Annotated in this window: 15 protein-coding genes; 9 read left to right on the top strand and 6 right to left on the bottom strand. The window is 61.2% G+C overall.

The features are described from left to right. Positions 1-36 precede the first annotated feature (36 nt). The 4 genes from Enr13x_RS38405 (at position 37) to Enr13x_RS30985 (ending at position 6055) form a co-directional block, all read left to right on the top strand. Positions 37-1770, top strand: a complete 1734-nt coding sequence (locus Enr13x_RS38405) for a leucine-rich repeat domain-containing protein (RefSeq protein WP_197455471.1) — start codon at positions 37-39, stop codon at positions 1768-1770. After that, positions 1767-3020: a lactate racemase domain-containing protein gene (locus tag Enr13x_RS30975; RefSeq protein ID WP_197455472.1), complete on the top strand. Its 1254-nt coding sequence runs from the start codon at positions 1767-1769 to the stop codon at positions 3018-3020. The genes Enr13x_RS38405 and Enr13x_RS30975 overlap by 4 nt, the downstream gene beginning before the upstream one ends. Positions 3021-3341: 321 nt before the next feature. Continuing rightward, complete coding sequence (pheA, locus tag Enr13x_RS30980; RefSeq protein ID WP_145390804.1) at positions 3342-4409, top strand: prephenate dehydratase; 1068 nt, start codon at positions 3342-3344, stop codon at positions 4407-4409. Positions 4410-5293: 884 nt separating this feature from the next. Beyond that, complete coding sequence (locus Enr13x_RS30985; protein ID WP_145390805.1) at positions 5294-6055, top strand: hypothetical protein; 762 nt, start codon at positions 5294-5296, stop codon at positions 6053-6055. A gap of 21 nt (positions 6056-6076) precedes the next feature. Here Enr13x_RS30985 and Enr13x_RS30990 read toward each other — a convergent pair whose 3' ends face one another. Next, positions 6077-6979 (bottom strand): DUF1573 domain-containing protein, encoded by a 903-nt coding sequence (locus Enr13x_RS30990; protein ID WP_145390806.1) that lies wholly within the window; start codon positions 6977-6979, stop codon positions 6077-6079. On the opposite strand from Enr13x_RS30990, the gene Enr13x_RS39195 reads away from it, so the two are divergent. Beyond that, a complete protein-coding gene (locus Enr13x_RS39195) occupies positions 6972-7157 on the top strand; it encodes a hypothetical protein (protein WP_145390807.1) in 186 nt (61 codons plus the stop codon). The genes Enr13x_RS30990 and Enr13x_RS39195 overlap by 8 nt on opposite strands. A 72-nt stretch (positions 7158-7229) precedes the next feature. Here Enr13x_RS39195 and Enr13x_RS31000 read toward each other — a convergent pair whose 3' ends face one another. Further along, positions 7230-7913 carry a Maf family protein gene (locus Enr13x_RS31000; RefSeq protein ID WP_145390808.1) on the bottom strand — a complete coding sequence of 228 codons (684 nt, stop codon included), beginning with the start codon at positions 7911-7913 and terminating at the stop codon, positions 7230-7232. Positions 7914-7919: 6 nt separating this feature from the next. Continuing rightward, positions 7920-8594, bottom strand: coding sequence for a DUF3467 domain-containing protein (locus Enr13x_RS31005; protein ID WP_145390809.1), 675 nt, complete (start codon positions 8592-8594; stop codon positions 7920-7922). A 593-nt stretch (positions 8595-9187) separates the two neighbouring features. Here Enr13x_RS31005 and Enr13x_RS31010 point away from each other — a divergent pair. Genes Enr13x_RS31010 through Enr13x_RS31020 form a run of 3 tightly spaced genes read left to right on the top strand, consistent with a single transcriptional unit; the run spans position 9188 to position 12229 of the window. After that, positions 9188-9580, top strand: a complete 393-nt coding sequence (locus Enr13x_RS31010; protein ID WP_145390810.1) for a GntR family transcriptional regulator — start codon at positions 9188-9190, stop codon at positions 9578-9580. Then, entirely contained in the window at positions 9577-10530 is a 954-nt protein-coding gene (locus tag Enr13x_RS31015; RefSeq protein WP_145390811.1) for an ABC transporter ATP-binding protein, read from the top strand. The genes Enr13x_RS31010 and Enr13x_RS31015 overlap by 4 nt, the downstream gene beginning before the upstream one ends. Continuing rightward, a complete protein-coding gene (locus tag Enr13x_RS31020) occupies positions 10523-12229 on the top strand; it encodes a hypothetical protein (RefSeq protein WP_145390812.1) in 1707 nt (568 codons plus the stop codon). Before Enr13x_RS31015 ends, Enr13x_RS31020 begins: the two co-directional genes overlap by 8 nt. Before the next feature lie 132 nt (positions 12230-12361). On the opposite strand, the gene Enr13x_RS38410 is transcribed toward Enr13x_RS31020, so the two are convergent. The 3 genes from Enr13x_RS38410 to Enr13x_RS31030 all read right to left on the bottom strand — a co-directional run bounded on the left by Enr13x_RS38410 (position 12362) and on the right by Enr13x_RS31030 (position 15609). Further along, on the bottom strand, positions 12362-12538 hold the full coding sequence (locus Enr13x_RS38410) for a hypothetical protein (RefSeq protein WP_197455473.1): 177 nt from the start codon (positions 12536-12538) through the stop codon (positions 12362-12364). Positions 12539-12622: 84 nt separating this feature from the next. Further along, positions 12623-15004 carry a WD40 repeat domain-containing serine/threonine protein kinase gene (locus Enr13x_RS31025; protein WP_145390813.1) on the bottom strand — a complete coding sequence of 794 codons (2382 nt, stop codon included), beginning with the start codon at positions 15002-15004 and terminating at the stop codon, positions 12623-12625. Further along, a complete protein-coding gene (locus Enr13x_RS31030) occupies positions 15001-15609 on the bottom strand; it encodes an RNA polymerase sigma factor (protein ID WP_145390814.1) in 609 nt (202 codons plus the stop codon). Before Enr13x_RS31030 ends, Enr13x_RS31025 begins: the two co-directional genes overlap by 4 nt. Before the next feature lie 351 nt (positions 15610-15960). On the opposite strand from Enr13x_RS31030, the gene Enr13x_RS31035 reads away from it, so the two are divergent. Next, on the top strand, positions 15961-18177 hold the full coding sequence (locus Enr13x_RS31035; protein WP_145390815.1) for an efflux RND transporter periplasmic adaptor subunit: 2217 nt from the start codon (positions 15961-15963) through the stop codon (positions 18175-18177). Positions 18178-18187 lie beyond the last annotated feature (10 nt).

The following is an 18187-nucleotide window of genomic DNA, read 5'->3' on the forward strand; positions in this document are numbered from 1 at the left end:
ACCAATGCCTTCTGGAAGCGGAGAGCGTCCGCCTGGATGCTGATTGCCAAAGCCGTCTTGCTCTGCGTCGCGTTGCAGTTCACCGCGACCGTCGCGGTCGCCCAGCAGCCGTCCGATAACGACGCCGACCGCATGGTCGCGGTCACCATTTCAGCATCCCAAGCGGATCAGCAGTCGTTCGTGAGCAACAGCGTCCGGCGTCTTTGCCGAGCCGAACCTGACAAAAACATCCCCGCCTGGAACGTCGCCGGCTGGCTCGCCTACCAACGCCTCTGGAACGAATTGGCCGCCAACCCCGACGACCCGGTGCTGCGAAAGTACCTCGGGCTTCCGATCGGATCGGCCGCCGACAACGACACGTTTGTGATCAAGTCGGCGCGCGGCCGCAGCGCCCCGAAATGGTTGGGCTGGAGAAGTGGTTCGTATCGGCAAACCGAAACGCCCCACCTGCAAATTTTTTCCCACGCCGACGAAGCCACCACGCGCGAAGTCGCGACGGACATGGAACGCGTGTTCTGGATTTGGACACAACTGTTCTTTCCGCTCTGGGAAGGCAACCATCAAGTCGCGCTTCATCTGCGCGACATCGATCCCGACCAGAGCGTCGCTTCCTCGTTGGCAAAAAACCCCGCCAGACTCTCTTCGCGGCGAAAGCTACGCATCGTGTTGCTCCAAGACGCCGACGACTATGCCCGAACCCTCGGCAGCTCGACGCCCGGCATCGACCAGTCGACCGGGTTTTACAGCGACCAACGACAGACTTCGTTCTTTTATCCGTCGACATCGGCCGACGCCGTCGCATCACGCCGACATGAATTGATCCACCAGCTGTTCCGCGAAGCCACCCGATCCCGACTGATGGGCGAACTGCCCGGCTCGCGATCCGATTTCTGGCTGATCGAAGGCATCGCGGGTTACTTTGAATCCTTGCACATGGACCACGACCGGGCGGCGGTCGGCGGCTGGGATAGCCCGCGGCTGCAGTTCGCCCGATACCGGGTTCTGGGTGGTCGCGATTTCATTCCGCTACAGGAATTACGAACCGCCGGACACGCGGCCGCTCAACAACAGTCCGACCTGGCCCGTTGGTACGCCAACGCGATCGCCTACACCCATCTGTTGCTCGACGGCGACTCCGTTACCGATCGACGCTGGGTCTACCAGCAACTCGCCACGCTTTACCAAATCTCGATCGACGTGCCCGCCGCCACCGCTCCCGAGTCGCCCGAGCGAGCGCTGATCGATTTCCTTCGTGTCGACGACACCGTGCTCCGTGAGAATCCTACCACCCGTCCATTGACGCAACTGTGTTTGTCAAATTGTGAAACCACCCCAACCGGACTCGCTTCACTGACAGCGTCGGACGATTGCCAATGGATGGATCTGTCGCGACAACCGGTTGCCACCGCCGATGTCACACGACTTTGCCCCACACCGAATCAGCTGGATCAGTTGTCACTCGAAGCCACGCGGGTCGATGATTCCGTCCACGCTTGGCTGCGGCAGGCGACGAACCTGCGCGAACTCGATCTCAGCTGGACATCGTGCGGCGACCGAACCGTCGCGGCCATCGCCAATCACAACGCGCTACAAACGTTATGGTTGACGGGAACTCAAATCACCGACGCATCGATCCCCACGCTCGCGGCCATCGGCACGCTGCAATCGATCGATGTCCAACGCACTGCCATCACCAGCGCCGGGCTGGCCAAACTGAAAACACTTCGTCCCGATTGCAACATCAACCCTTTGCAGCTTCGCGCCCCATGACCTTTCCCCGTTTTTTCACCGCGAAGCAGTCCCTCCCCTCGCATCGAATCGACGACGTCACGGCCGAACTGACCGAGTTGTTCCAGGCGGAAACGGCGATCGAACAGATCCGCCCGGGACAATCGGTGGCGATCGCCGTCGGCAGCCGTGGCATCGACCGAATCGCCGAAGTCACGCAAACCGTGGTGCGTCTGCTGGTCGATCGCAAGGCCCAGCCGTTTGTCGTCCCCGCGATGGGCAGCCACGGCGGTGCAACCGGCCAGGGGCAAACCGCCACGCTCGCGGCACTCGGGATCACGCCCGAATCGGTTGGTTGTCCGATCAAGTCGTCGATGGAAACCGTTCCGATCGGTAAAGGCCCCGGCGGGATCCCGCTGTCTTTTGACCGCAACGCCGCAGCCGCCGATCATCTGATCGTGATCAATCGCATCAAGCCCCACACCAAACTGGACGGTTCGATCCAAAGCGGTGTTTGCAAGATGTTGATGATCGGACTCGGCAAACATCGCGGTGCGCTCGCCTTTCATCCCGCGTTCAAGTCCTTCGATTATCGGCTGGACCGAATCACCGCCGACGTAATCCCGACGATCTTGGCGGCGACGCCGTTCTTGTTGGGAATCGCACTGGTCGAAGACGCCCATGACTCGATCGGCCAGATCACCGTCGCCACCGCTGATCAATTACTGGACCTGGAACCGACACTCTTGCGCCGGGCGATCGAGTGGATGCCCAAGCTGCCGTTTCGGACCGCCGAGTTGCTGATCATCGATGCGATCGGCAAAGAGATCAGCGGCACCGGATTGGACACCAATGTCGTCGGCCGCAAGTGGCACGACAAGATGGCCGGCGACGAGGAATGGCCCAAGATCGATGAGATCTACGTTCGTGCGCTGACCGAAAAAACCGCCGGCAACGCGTCGGGGATCGGCATCGCCGAATACACGCATCGACGTGTCGCCGAGGGCATCGATCCGGTCAAGACACGGATCAATTGCATCACCGCAGGCCACGCGACCGCGGCCGCGCTGCCGGTCTGGTTCGACAGCGATCGCGACGTGCTCGATGCCGTCTGCGCCCAAACCCCGATGGAGGCTGATCGACGGCGGTGGCTGTGGATCCCCGACACGCTGGACTTGGAAACCATCCGCTGCAGCGAAGCCTATTTGGAAGAGGCACGACGCAGCGACCAGCTTGAAATCGTCAACGATCCACGTTCATTCCAGTTCGATGACCACGGTGACTTCGTTTGACCCGCGACCGCCACCCCATCGTTCTGCCCCATCGTTCTGCCCCCATCGTTCTGCCCCCATCGTTCTGCCCCCATCGTTCTGCCCCCATCGTTCTGCCCCCATCGTTCTGCCCCGAATCGTTCTGCCCCGAATCGTTCTGCCCCCATCGTTCTGCCCCGAATCGTTCTGCCATCCTTCCCCTCGTGCTCACCAACTTGACAGGGCACGGGACGACACGGTCAGATCGTGTACTCTGATGGGCGCCGCCATTGCAAGACAACCAAGAATCCTTGATAAACGGCGACGAGACAATCCCGTTTTACATTGCCACCCGACCCCTTCATGCCTTCTTCGCAACCCGACACGCTTGACCAACTCGATCTTCAATTGCTGCGGCTGATTCAACAGCGTCGCAAGCACGTCAAGACCTTGGCCGACGCCCAATCCCTTCCCTCGGTCGGCCAATCGAATGCACGGCTCGACCAGCTATTGGACGTCTTCTGCCGCGATTCCACGGAGGCGAGTGAAAAAAAGAGCGTCCAGTCGCTGCGTCAAACCCTCCAACACATCGACAGTTATTGTCGCCTCGGGGTGGGCCCCGGCGCCGTCAGCTTTCTCGGACCGAAGTACAGCTACAGCCATTTGGCCGCGATCAAGTATTTCGGAGACGCAACGCCGTTTGCTCCGGTGGCAACGATCCCCGCGGTCTTTGACGCCGTCCACCGCGGCGACGCCGCCGGCGGTCTGGTCCCGATCGAAAACAGCACCGACGGCCGCGTCGTCGACACGCTAGGGATGTTCGCCCGTCGCCACATGCAGATCTGTGGCGAAGTCCTGTTGCCGATCCACCACAACCTGCTGGCCAGCGGCCGGCGAGATCAAATCACCGAGATCCACAGTAAACCCCAAGCCCTGTCCCAGTGCCGCGTTTGGCTGGCGGCGAATTTCCCGGCCGCCGCACTGATCGAAGTCGGCAGCACCACGACGGCCGCCGAATCCGCCGCCCAACATGCCCACATCGCCGCGGTCGCCAGTCTGCCGGCGGGCCGTGAATACGGACTCGATGTGCTGAATCAAAACATCGAAGACAATCGCGAGAACGTCACCCGTTTCGCCGTCCTCGGCCGCGACGAAACCCATCCCACGGGCAAAGACAAAACGTCCCTGCTGTTCCAAGTCGAACATCAACCCGGCGCCCTGGCCGGCGCCATGAGCGTGTTCAGTCAGTCGCAATTGAACCTGACCTGGATCGAATCCTTCCCCTTGCCCGGATCGCGGAACGAATACCTGTTCTTCGTCGAATTCAGCGGGCATCGTGGCGAGAACCGAGTGGCCACCGCGATCGATCAATTGGGCACGATCACACGCCGGCTGGAAATTTTGGGGTCGTACCCGGTCGCCGTGCTGTAACCGAACCGATCAAGGGTCGGTGTCGGTACAGGCGGTGTCGGTACAGGCGGTGTCGTTGTATGTCCGGAGCCACGCTCCTTACTGGCAGGGGTCTCGATAACTGAAGTCACCCTCCCTGGCAGGGAGGGTCGAGCGAAGCGAGGGGAGGGTTTCCGCGGCCCCGCAGCCACCGATGCCAACAAAGCACCCTCCCCGCTCCGAGCGCAAACGCCTCCGCGACCCTCCCAGGGGACGTCGATTGCAGAAGTGGCGGAGTTGAGCGTAGTGGACGTCGCCAAGACTTTCGCGAGCGGCCGACCCTCTCTGGCGTTTGCTTGCTGCGCAAACGCCGTCTCTCCCAGAGGGGATTCTTCGTGGATTTTAGTGGCTAATCGCTCAGGCCCCAGGTTTTTCGAGGCATTGCTGCGATGTCCGAATGGGGAGAGCGAGGACAAACGCTCGGTTCAAACGACCCTCCGCCGACACGGGGGCCGGCGGAGGGCACGAAGCACCTTCGACGCATCGCAGACCAGGTGATTCCTTGGCGGGTTGCTCCTCCGCAGAGCCTGCCTCCGCTTCACCTGGCTTCGCCATCCTACCGAACAGAACCATCGGACATCGCAGTCATCCCTCAAAAAACCTTCCCCGAGTATTCGAGAGCACCCACTAAAATCCGCGAAGCCCTCCCAGAGGGAGAGAGACTCAATCGGTTGCCAAATCCTGTAGCAAAAGAATCGACGTCCCAAAGGGAGCTTGACCTCACGTCGGGCGACCCGAACGCACGAGCGTCGCTTCCGTCCTTGAGTTTGTCGGGGTTTCACAGCGATCGTCGCCCATCTGACCTTTCCACCAGACCGAGGAATCCCTAAGAGTGGGTCGTTGACCGGTCAACCAAGGAAGGTTCCATGAAAAATTCGCGAAAAAACAACGGCGGGCGGAGCGACGAACCGGCCCGCCGACGCGAGGCAAAACTCGACTATCCCGTCCGCTTGCTCGTCTACGCCCTGGTGGCCACTGCCGTCTGTCAATTGATCCTGCTGGCGGTCCGTGGCAACGGCGTGGAGTTCGTCGGACGTGAAAACGGTCCCGTCGAACTGGCCCAGGTCGTCATGGCCCTGTTCACCTCCGGTTGCCTGTTCATCGCTGCCGTGCAGATGCCGGTCGGACGTACGCTGCTGGTCCTCTGTGGCTGCCTGGTCGGCTACGCCGCGGCGCGTGAATGCGATTCCTGGTTCGAATCGGTGTTCTTTGACGATGCCTACAAGTACCTGGCCGGAGCACCGCTGCTGGGCGTGGCGATTGCGGCCTTGGTGCGCGGCCGAAAACAGCTCGTCGGCGAGTCGGCGGCGCTGCTGCGGACGCCTTCGATGACGATCTTCGCGATCGCCGGCATTTACATTTGCACCCTCTGCCAAGCGTTCGATGTTCCCCACCTGTGGACCGCCGGCGGAGTAAGTCCATCGCCTGAAACGACCAAGGCAGCGGTGGAAGAATTTGCCGAGCTGTTCGGCTATCTGTTGCTGGCGTTCTCCGGCGTCGAATCCCTGGCGATGGCATTCGCGAATGGGAGCGTCGAAACCGGCTCCGTGGAAGCGGCGTCGAATGAAGCGACGTGCATCGAATTCCCGACGCATCAGCCCCAACCTGTTTCCCGCAAAGCCGCCTGACCGTCGCCGCTGTGAACCGGATCAACCGCTGACGACGCCGGTGACGATGCACTTGACCGATTTGCCGCCATCCAGATCGGTGTTGATCTGAATCTCTTGGCCGACGCGGTCCTCGTTCGCCCCCGCGTTGAATCGCAAGGTCACGAAGTGCAATTTTTTGCTGCCGCTGGGGGTCGTGAACTCAAACCGTTGATCGGCGCAAACGATGTCTTTGATGGCAAAAGGTTCGTCTCCCCGAATCACCAATCGCTTTTCAACCGTCGCCCCGGGTTCCGCGGTCCCGAAACTGACCGCCGACGGCGAAACACTCAACGACGGTCGGATCCGTCCGTTGATCGACATTTCCGTCGTCGGAAAATCGACGTCGTTGCTGATCAACGTCAATCGTTCGTGCACATCGCCCTCGGGCATCGATCCCAAGACCTTCACCCGCATCCGGTAACGCACCATCCCCGGTGATTTCTGCGGTGCACTCAGTTGGACTTCCAAGTCGTCGCAAAAACTGCGCACATCGGTGATCTGCCAATCGCGATTGCCGGTGTGCGTGATCACGATGTCCTGCTGAGTCTCGGCGCCCGAGGCAATTTCCCCGAACGCGACTTCGGGCGGATCAAACGTGACATCGGTGCGGATGAATCCGCTGACTTTCAGTTGAACTTCGGCGTAATAGGGCCGATCGATCACGACCGTCACGATCGCCGATTTCTGGCCGATGAACGTGCTGGTGTTGAAACGGGCCACCACCGAAGCCGTTTCATGCGTCTTGAGCGTGTTTTGCGTGACCGTCGGCGTCGTGCATCCACAACTGGAACGGACCGCTGCGATGTGAACGTCTTCCTGATACAGGTTCGTGAAATCGAACAAGTACTCACACTTCGCCCCCCGGCCGACGGTGCGGAAATCGTGGCTCGTCGTCTTGAACATTTTCTCCGCCCAGTTTTCACCCGAAGATGACGGCGCGGCGGAAGTCTGTCGTGACGAAACCGTGCGGGATTCAATCTGCCCGATCGCGAAATCGCAATGGACGGCAAAACAAACGAGCAAGCACCACGCAATGAAACGCATGGCGTTGCGTCGTGACGACACGGCGGGAAAATTATGAATCATCAATTCGGACCATTCGGTGAGAGTCGATGTGGGCCATCGGCATACCACCGTCAAACTTTACCAAATCTCACTCGTTTGAAGTAGGCGTTTCCGATTGTCTGGCATCTATGGTTTCGGCAACTGAGTGGAAATTTTCCAGTAATTCTTTCAGCCGCTCCATTGGAAGCCCGACAACGTTGCTTTCACTGCCCCCACCGACGATCTCAATCCAGTCATTTCCGTCCTGAAATCCGAACGCCCCCGCTTTTCCTTCCCACAACAGCGTGTCGAGGTACTCTCGAATCATGGTTTCGGACAGCGATTCCATCTGCAACTCGGTGCGAACGACGTCGACGATGCAGCGAGACTCGCCGGAGGACCAAAGGCAAACGCCGGTGAACACGTCGTGCCGACGGCCGCTGAGCGTGCGCAGCATCTCCGCGGCGTGCTCCTCGTTGTGCGGTTTTCCCAGAATCTGTCCCCCGCACGAGGCGACGGTGTCGGCGGCCAAAATCATCGCCCGAGCGTGTCGCCGCACCACGCTTTCCGCCTTGCGGTACGCGTAGCGCGCGACCAACTCGGGCGCCGTTTCGCGACTGCACACCCCGCACTCGGCATCGTCGCTGGCCGGATCGATCGTGAACTCGTACCCGGCCGCCCGTAACAATTGTGCCCGCCGGGGCGAACCACTGGCCAACACCAACGGCATTGAGTCTGGGATCGGGGCTCCACTTAAACCGCGCATCAGCGGCAGATCATCTGAAATTGCCATCGCGTCCTAACTACCGTTTGAATCCGATGGGCCAGCCGGTGGCGGGCCAGACGGTGGCGGATCGGATGCCGGCGGAGCGGCAGGCGGCGGATCGGTCGGCGGCAACCCCTGCCGGCGCTGCTCCAGCTGACGAACGGCCCCCTTGAGCGATTCCAGCAGACGCGGCACCTGGCCGGCGGCGACAAAGACCCGCGCGCTGACCGCCGATTGCGGAAAGAAACTCGTCAGGAAATCCAGTCCGAACTCGGTCGCGCCGTGCCCGATCATCACGCCGTTGGCGTAGGTGCCACTGAGCACCTCGTCGGGCATCTTTAAATCGTCATAGATCTCTTGTGGACTCGGCCGACGTGCGTCCGGATTGGGCGGTTGCGGCGGTGGCGTATGCGGATCGCCGAACCGCCCCCGATACAATTCCAAGTTGGTCGTCAACGCCTCGATGAATTGCGGCATCACGGGATGGGGGATCACCACCCGCGCGGCCACCTTGTGCGGACGTCCGATCGTCTGCAAAAAATCGACGATGTACTCGCTCGGTCCCGTCATCACGATCGCACCGGTGCTGAACGTCCCCCCGGCGACGTGATCGGGCACCCGCGCCCGCAGCGGCGGGTTGGGCTGCTGGCCGGGCTGGCCGGGCTGGCCGGATTCGGGTGGATCAGGCGTTTGGTCGTCAGAGGACATGCGTGGGACGCTGGTGCGTTGATGGGGGAGGATTCAGCCGCGCATTCCGAACGGAATACCGCCACCAGTCTAAATCTCACCGCCACCGTCCGAAACCCGGGACGGTTCGTCCGCGATTCCTCGCGATCCAGCATGTGGCGTCAGCCCAATGCCATCTACCTCGGCTCGAAAGGTGTTAGCGGAACGGCGCGAGCGGGCTGTCGGTTTTGTGAGCCGCGACGCGTAAGCGGCCGGGCACTGCGACGAAAGCCCGAGGCCTTACGGCCAGCGGCTCACTATTGACTCAGCAGATCCCGACTGAATCGACAGCCCGCGAGCCGTCCGGTCGCGTTTTAAAAATCACCGTCAATGACCGGAGGGCTCGCGCCCTACCGCTAACAAAAAACACCGCACGTGACGTCAACGTCGATGGCATTGGGCGCCAGTCTTGCCCCCATCGTCTTGCCCCCATCGTCTTGCCCCCATCGTCTTGCCCCCATCATCCTGCCCCGAATCATTCTGCCATCCCTCTCCTGCTCGCCTCCGAAGCGCCACACCAACCCTTGACACCGACGCCGCCCCTTGTATCATTGCATTAATACAAAGGTGCAATCATGCTGATCCAAATCCAATCCGGCAGCCAGCCGATCTACCAGCAGATCGTCGAACAGATTCGCTTTCGGATCCTCTCTTCGCAGCTCAAGGCCGGTGACGAACTGCCGACGATCCGTGGGCTTGCCGAATCACTGAAGGTCAACCCGAACACCATCGCCCGCGCCTACCGCGAGCTGGAACATGAAGGGCTGGTCGAAAAGCGACGCACGACCGGGACCTTCGTCGCAGAAACCTCGGGAACACTCAGCCGCACACGCCGTCGGCAAATCCTCACCCCCGAAATCGACAAACTGCTCGTGCTCGCCAGCCATCTGGGTGCCGCCCCGGCCGAACTGGATGAATTGATCGCATCCCGCCAGCAAGCCCTTCAACGAAAGGAACAACGCCCATGACTTCCGCCGACGATTTTGCCGTACGCATCGAGTCACTCTCGCGGGCCTTTCGCGGAACGCAGGCACTGATCGATGTCAGCTTGCAGATCCCGCGCGGGTCCGTCTTCGGGCTCGTCGGTCTCAACGGGGCAGGCAAGACGACACTGATCCAACATGTGATCGGTTCCTTGAAAGCGTTGCACGGAAGCGTCAACGTGCTCGGCCAGGATCCGACGGTCCACCCGGAAAAGCTGCTCGCTCGGATCGGCTACATGACCGAAGAGGACTCGCTGCCGAAATGGATGCGAATCAGCGACCTGACCAGTTTCTGCCGAACGGTCTATCCGACTTGGTCGGACTCGTATGCGCGCGAATTGTGCGACATGTTCGGTCTATCGACCACCGCCAAACTCAAGTCGCTTTCCAAAGGTGGCCGTGCCCGCGTGGCGCTGTTGGCGGCGATCGCGCACCGACCGGAACTGCTGATCTTGGACGAACCCAGCAGCGGTTTGGATCCGATCGCGCGGGCCGACATTCTGGAAGCGATCATTCGCACCGTGGCCGACGAAGGCCGCACGGTGTTGTTTTCCAGCCACCTGCTCGAAGAGATCGATCGGGTCTGCGATCACATCGCGTTGATCCATGATGGCGTCCTGTTGGAATCGATTCCGGCGGCGACCTTGCCCGAACGGTACACCGAGTGTTTCTATCGCACGGAGACACCATCGTCGCGTCCGCCCGAGATCCCGGGCTCGTTCGGCGGCACGGGCGACGCGTCGGAATGGTCCGTGTTGATGGACTCCGAAAATGAAGCGTCGGCATCGACGACCACCTCGATCGAATCTCACGGATCGCGTTGGGAATTGGTGCGTCAAGAACCGGCGACGGTTCACCGTTGGTTCGCCGGTCGCGTGCGCCGGCCCTCGGCGGCAGCAGCGTCGACGCAAGCGGAGGGCATTCAACATGTCTGAAATCATGGCACTGACCAGGTTGTCGATCGCGCGCTGCAGGACGGTGCTGACTATCGCGATCGTCTACATGCTTGTGATCCACCTCGGCACTGTCCTCTACAGCCTCAGCGAGGCCGGGGGCACGGCGACCGGCCAGCGCGCCGCCGTTTCGATCGTCGTGATGTTCTCGCTTCCGCTGCTCGGGATCACCTTCGCCTTGTTCGACTTCAGCGACCAAGGCGACATCGGTGGCGGCGCGACGGGATACCTGCCTTGGTTATTACGGATGCCGGTCCGGACCTGGAAACTCGCCGCCGTCCCGCTGGGTCTGAAAACACTGTGGACGCTCGCTGTTTGCGGCGCGATTGCATTGACGGCCCGAGTCGTCGGAATCCCGCTGGAACGTTGGTTCATTCCTGCGGTGGGGATTGCGACGCTGTATGTTCTGGCCTGTCTGGTCACTTGGCAACCGTTTCGCTGGACCTACACACGTCTTTCGCTGATCGGAATCCTGTTCATCCCCGCCTACGCGTGGCTGATCGCATCGGTTTCACTCGCGTTCGCCAACGAACGCTCCGACATGCCGTCGGATCCAACCTCGATCACCGCCGCTTGGATCATCGGACTCTCGACCTACGCGGCGCTGACATTGCTCGCGCTGCGCGCCGTGCGATTGGCACGTTGCCAAGTCGCCGGACGAATCAGTGAGTCGCGCGGGTGGATGGCGTCTGCGGAAACCGCATCGCCTGCCGTGGCCGCGGCCGCATCATCGGCGACACCACCGAAGCACCCCGCCAAGATCTCACCGATCGCCGCACTGCTGCGATTTGAAGCGGTCAAACTCGCCGAGTTCGGGGCAAAGATCGTCGCCGCCAGTTGGTTGCTGATCGTGCTGTTCTTCTCCCTTTTCAGCCAGACCGGAACCGACACCTTTGTCTTCCTGGTGGTCGTGTTTCTGTTTCCAGGGATCTTCTTGAACGAATGGAAACTGTCGGGGCTGCACGCGAACTTTCTGCCGCACACGCTCGCGATGGCGCCGATCCGGACGACGACGATTGTCTGGACGCACCAGATGATCACCACGGCGATCTGGTTTGCATCGCTGCTGGGGGTTCCGATCGTGATGCTGATCTGGCACACCAGCGGCGCCAGTGCACCGATGATTGACGCTTGGCAGCGCGTGATCGGATCGCAATTCGACGCTCCCGACGCCTTCGCGCGACTCGCCGGGATTTCCGTCCTTGTCGCGACGTTGCTGGTCATCCGCCAAACGACGTGGAACGTTGCAGCGAGTTCAACGGATGAGAAACGATTCGTGTACTGGATGATCGCCGCGAAATTTACCGTCGCCTTCGCCGCGTTCAGCTGGTTCTTGTTCCAGTTCTTGCAGTTTCCCGATTGGGAAGCCTGGACGCGGTGGGCGTGGCAGTGCATCGCCCAACTGCCAAGGTTGCTACCCTGGTTGGCAGCGACCAAAACGCTCCTGGTCGTCTTCGCGACCGTGCTGCTCAATCGCTCCGGTCTGGCCGAACGGCGAACCGTCGTCGGACTGCTCGTCGGCTATCTCGCCTGCACGTTCTTTGTCGCAGGAATCGCCTGGCGATGGATGCCCAGTGATCACGTCGCTCTGTGGCACTGCGTGACGGCGACTGCGGTGTTGATGCCGTATAGCCGGATCGTGTTGGCGCCTCTCTGTTTGGCGCATAACCGGCACGCCTAACCGCGTCGGGCATGCTGTGCATGCCAGTACGACGTCCTTTCTAGGTCGTCGTCGGGAGTCCAGCGGACGACGGCCCGGAAGGGCCATCGTACTCGAAAAGCCGATCGTCTTAAGCTGGACGGTCTCTCAAGGCTAGACACCAACGGTCGCTCCGATTGCGGCGTCGTCTCCACCGATCGATGAATCGCAAAAATCTTCCGATTCAACCATCAGAGTCTCGATCTCGTCCAATAGATCAAACCGTCGAGCCGTCCAATCCATCGGCAGATCGACATCCCATCGCTTTTCAAGAGGAAGATAAAAACACATTTGGACTCCATCGATTGACGAACGAATTGCTGCCGATCCGCGTGCTGGAGAAACGTGCCCCCTCGACGTTCCGGACACGCAATCCTATTCCTGCAACCCGCTCAGGTCCCAGACGCGGATGGTGCCGTCGCGGCCGCTGGTGGCGATTTGGTGGGCGACCGGATCCAGGGAAACGTTGTGCACGGCGGATTCGTGGCCGGACAGTGACGTCACCAGCTCGCCGCTGGCCAGGTCCCAAATCCGGCACTTTCCGTCTTGGCTGGCGACGACGGCATGCGTTCCATCGCCGCAAAACGCGACGCTCCAGTTGTCACCGCAGCTGCCTTCCAGCTGACGTGTTTCCAGCCCCGTCGCCGTGTCCCAAATACGAATCGACTTGCCCCAACCGACGGTCGCCACTTGGCTTCCCGAGGGTGCAAACTTGACATTGTAGATCGGGCCTTCGTGACCGAGCATCGTCTGCCGCGTCTCCAGTGTTTCGGCGTCCCAAATCCGCACGATCTTGTCGCTGCCGACCGACGCGATCAAGCGTCCGTCGGGTGACCAATCGACACTGTAGATCGACCCCGGCTGGGTCACGCTGGCGAGCGGTCGCCCGGAATCGATGTCCCAGGTGTGGATCACGCCATCGTGATCGCCGGCGACGATCCGTCTGCCGTCGGGTGAAAAGGCGATCTTGCGGACGGCACTGTGGGCATCCCATTCCTGCAGCAATTCCAACGACTCGGAATCCCAGATTTTAACCATGCCGTCGTTGCCGCTGGTCGCGACGATGTCCTTGCTCGGGTGATACTGGATCATCCAAACGATGCCGCGATGGGCGTCAAAGCTTCGCAACACCTTTTGCTGTTGGATATCCCACAACCGCACGCTGCCGTCTTCGATCGCGGCGACCACTTTTTGGCCCGTCGGATCGAAGTCCACCGCCCAAACCGTTCCCGGGTTTCCGCCCAGGACGACGGACGGAAACACCGGACCGGTATCAACTGGTGCGACCGCGGCCGGTTCGTCTCGCGTTGCCAGAAAAATCATCGCGGCACACAGACTGGTGATCCCGATCAGTCCGGCCGCCCAAGCGGCGCGGAGCGCGTTGCGGGAAACCAGTCGATGCGAACCGCTGCGTCGCAGTTTCTTCGACGTGCTGGCAACCGCCGGGACTTGCAACGGTGAAATTGGGCCATAACTGGTCACGATTTCGGCCAGGGTCTCGGCGACAAAGGCGGCCGACTCGGGGCGCCGCGCGGGGTTTTTGTCCATCAACGCCATCGTCAGTTCGGACAACGGCAAGGGGATTTTTGAATTCAGCTTGACCGGCGGCTTTGGCGTTTCGTCCATGATGCGTTTCATCACACCGACGATCGATGGGGCTTCAAAGGGCGACACGCCAGTCAGCATTTCGTAAAGCACCGCACCGAGCGAGAACAGGTCGCTCTTCTCGTCCGCGGTCGCCCCGGTGGCCTGTTCGGGTGACATGTACAGCGGCGTTCCGGTGACCATCCCGGTCTTGGTCAAGCGGACATCATCGGTCGCACGTGCCAAACCGAAATCCGTCAACTTGACGCGATCGGTTCCCGATTCGATCAAGATGTTCGCCGGCTTGATGTCACGATGCACCATGTCGCGTCCGTGGGCGGCGGACAATCCCGCAGCGATCTGCATCGCGATGCGAGCGGCCTCCGCCGGCGGCAACGGCTTCTCCTCTTGCAGTCGTTTCTCCAGCGTCACGCCTTCGATGTACTGCATCACCAGGAATGCGACTTCCCCTTGATCCTCGCGGGCGACTTGATGCATCGCGACGACGTGTTCGTGGGAAATCGCTGCGGCGGCGCGGCCTTCGCGACAAAAACGCTGACGGGCCACGTCGTTCTTGGCGTACTCGGGATTGAGCACCTTGATCGCGACGTTGCGTTGCAAGTGCGTGTCGAAGGCTTCCAGCACGATCCCCATGCCGCCTCGGCCGATCACCCGTGAAACTTCGAAGTGATGCAGGCGACCGATGTAGGCGGGGTCGTCGGACTTTTTGAGAAACGGCAACGTGACCGGACTGGCCGCTTCGATCGTCGGCGTCATGTCTCTATCCGATGGCGTCGGGGTCTGATCCGATGGCGTCGGGGCCTGATCCGATCCGACATCCACACCCGGCGGCACCTGTGTGATGTTGGCATCGGCGTTCGGGGTATCCCGGCTCGGAAAGCTGCCCGAGACCGCGGCGACGGCCTTCCAATACGCCGAATCACTCGGCGGCAGCGCCCCGACCGCTCGGCCGACGAGATCCTCGATCGGCACGTCCTTCGCCGCGTCACCTTGCATGATCGAACGGCCAGATATCTCGACCGACTCGAGAACCGTTTGGCAATGCGTACAGCCCCCGATGTGCTCGGTCGCACCACTCGCTTCTGCCTCCGGCAACGAACCGCCCACCAACGCTTTCAATTGCGTCTTGGTCGGGCAAGCTGAGACTGTCATTGCGCTTCCTCTTCTTGTTCCAGCCGCTGGATCTCGGCACGCAGCCGCGCGGTCACTCGACTTTTGGCGACGTAGATCGCGCCGGTGCTCATCGACAATTCCTTCGCCGCCTCGGCAGCCGTACGGCCTTCGACCGCCGTGATCCGAAAGGCAGACCAAGTTTTGGGATCCGAGTTTTCTTCGACGATTTTCATTGCGATCGCAGCAAGTGAACGAAGGTGTTCCAATTCCCACTGCTCGCTGAGTTCGTTTCGGTCGTCAGCAGCTTGGGACAACAATTCCAATTGAGCCGTATCATTTCCCGAGGGTCCGGCTTTCTTTCGCTTTTCAAAATAGGTGTACAGCCGATTCCGGGTGATTGTGAACAACCACGAACGGAAGCCGCCTTTTTCCTTGTCATACTCCAATCGCCCGATCGCCGAACCGACCCGTCGAAAGACGTCTTGCACGATGTCTGCGGCATCGGCGTCTTGCAGCCCCCGGCTGCGAACGAATCGGTAGAGCATCGGGCCATAGTCACGCAAAAAATCGCTCCATGCCTCGTGATCGTTGGCGTCGCGAAGCCTCAAAAGGAGCGTCGCTCGCGTCACAGGAGATTCGCTCACCCTGTCTGTCTCAATTTTGAAGTTCGGTCCACTCGGCCACCGGCAGTGACGGCGCAAAAAACCAAGCGTGCGATCGTGCAAGACAGTATAGCGACCGAACCGAGACTGACAGTCGGCACGTTCCTCCGCTGGGACTACCTGACGGGGATCGCTCTCTTACAACGTCGAAATCGGAATTCCCTGCTTTTGCGATTCTTCGCCTTCCTCCCGACCCGAACATCCCACGTCACCAGCCCCCCCGTTTAGAATTCGTTGCGGAAGCTCCCGCGGCAATTCGCGTCTTGCGGGGTCATCCGATTAGTTTCATAGCGTTTCGACGTCCTTTTCCCGCACTGCGATTGTTGCCCCCCCGTGCCGAGTTCAACGAAATCACCCGACGGCGCCGCGGATTCCGATTCTCCCCCCGCAGATCCATCCCCCCGGACCGCGACATTTCCCGACGACCTCGTCGATCGGCGGCTGCAGCCGCGCGATCCCGCGGATTCGATTTCCGCCACCATGCTCTCGATCGCCGCTCGATCCTCCTGCCCGACCGAATTCCTGGAACAGATGGCTGGCCGATGGCTGGCAACGTTTTCGGCAGATGCCGTCGCGGTCACGCACCCCAACTGGCCCGCGCCGATGTTGCTGGGCTCCGATGCGGAGCTGACCCGGCGGCTTGACGCCACACAGATCGGCAACCTGCTGGCGTCGTCCACTTCGGCCGCGACCGCTTGCGATCTGCCGTTGCAGCCACCACCCGACTCGCCGCTTTCCGATACTCCCGCTCGAGCGTTCGAATCGACCGAGCCTGGTACGGGCAATCGAGCCCGCGGGTTGCACGTTCGCTTGACCGACGGACACGTCCCCTGCGCCGTCTTGCTGATTTACGCCGATCGCCAGCTCCCCGACGTCGCCGTTCAAATCCGTCAGCTGAAACGTTTGGCCGAATCGGCCCGCTGCTGCCGGATCGCACTTCATGGCTTCCGCGACGATCACGCCGCGAGAAAGCTGCCGAGGAACGGGGGCGCGGCCGGTGACGAGCGCGCGTTGCGTCATTTCCACCGTGATTTGGACGTCACCGGGACCGCCTATCGCATCGCCAATGAATCTCGGCGCGTGCTGTCGCTCGATCGCGTCACGGTTTTGGTGGCCAAAAGGTCGCGGCTGCGCGTGGAATCGGTCAGCGGCGTTGCCGTTGTCGATCGACGGGCCAACGCGATCGCCGCCGCGGAGACGCTTGCCCAGCGGGCCCTCGTTTTGGGCCGTCCCATCAAGCTGCCTTCTTCTGCCCCCCTGCCGCCACAGCTGGCCGATCCGCTTGATGACTATCTGGAAGAAACCGACGTCGCCTCGGTGTGGGTCATGCCGCTGTATCAGCCCCGCGCGTCCAACGCGTCCCACGGCAATCGACATCGCTCATCCGCGATCGACGTTACCGAACCTTCACGCGGCGATTACACCGACGACCAGACCAGCGACGCCGAACCGATCGGGGTGCTGCTGCTGGAATCGTTTGCCGAAGACGCCGAAGTCGAACCGACCGCGGCGATGCGCGACGTCGCTGCCGAAGCCGCGGTGGCGCTGGCGAATGCTCGCGAGCACCATCGCATCTTCGGCCTACGCGTCCTGAAAACCCTGGGCGACTGGATCGGCGGGCGTCGACTGCCTTACACCACGCTCGGATTGGTGGCGACGGCACTGTTGCTGATCGCGGCAACGGTGATCCAGGTCGATCACAAAATCATTGCGACGGGATTTGCCGAGCCGTCGAGTCAACAAAACGTCTTCGCGCGTACCGATGGAGTCGTCAAAGCAATCCTTGTTCGCGACGGCCAGCGGGTTTCCGCCGGTGACGTGTTGATGCGTCTGGAAAACGCCGACTTGGAATCCACCGCCGAATCTCTCTCGGGTGAAATCCAGACGACCGCGCAACGCCTGACATCGATCCGATCGATGCTGCTGGATCCCGCCACGGATGCCAAACAATCCGGTCGGATGGCGATCGAACAACGCCAACTGCAAAGCGAGCTGAACAACCTGCAAAGCCAGCTGGACCTTGTCCGCCGCCAACTCTCCGAGCTGGAAATCACCGCTCCGATCGATGGCGTCGTTTCGGCGTGGCAACTGAAACGCAAACTGTCCGACCGGCCGGTCGCGCGCGGCAATCATTTGCTGAGCATCGTTCGCACCGACGGCCCCTGGCAGCTGCGGCTTGAAATCCCCGACAAAGACGCGGCCGAAATCCGTCGCGCATCGACCGCGGTAGAAGCTCCGAAAGTCGAATTCGCCGCAGCGTCCCACCCCGAATCAACCTTCGTCGCCACACTTCAGTCCGTCGCCGGCGTGGCGAGGCGAAACGCACAGGGCCTGACCGTCATCGATGCCGTCGCAACGGTGGATCCACCAGACCATCAACCAGACGACGCCGATCACCGATTCGGCACGCAAACGTTTGCATCGGCCGATGCGCACAACGGCGTCGAAGCGACGGCCAAGATCCATTGCGGGCGACGCTCGCTGCTGGGCAGCTGGTTCGGCGACGTCAGTGATTTCGTCCATCGCAACCTTCTCTTTTACGTGCGATGACACCGAAACG

The organism is Stieleria neptunia (assembly GCF_007754155.1).
GTDB classification, from domain to species: Bacteria; Planctomycetota; Planctomycetia; order Pirellulales; family Pirellulaceae; genus Stieleria; species Stieleria neptunia.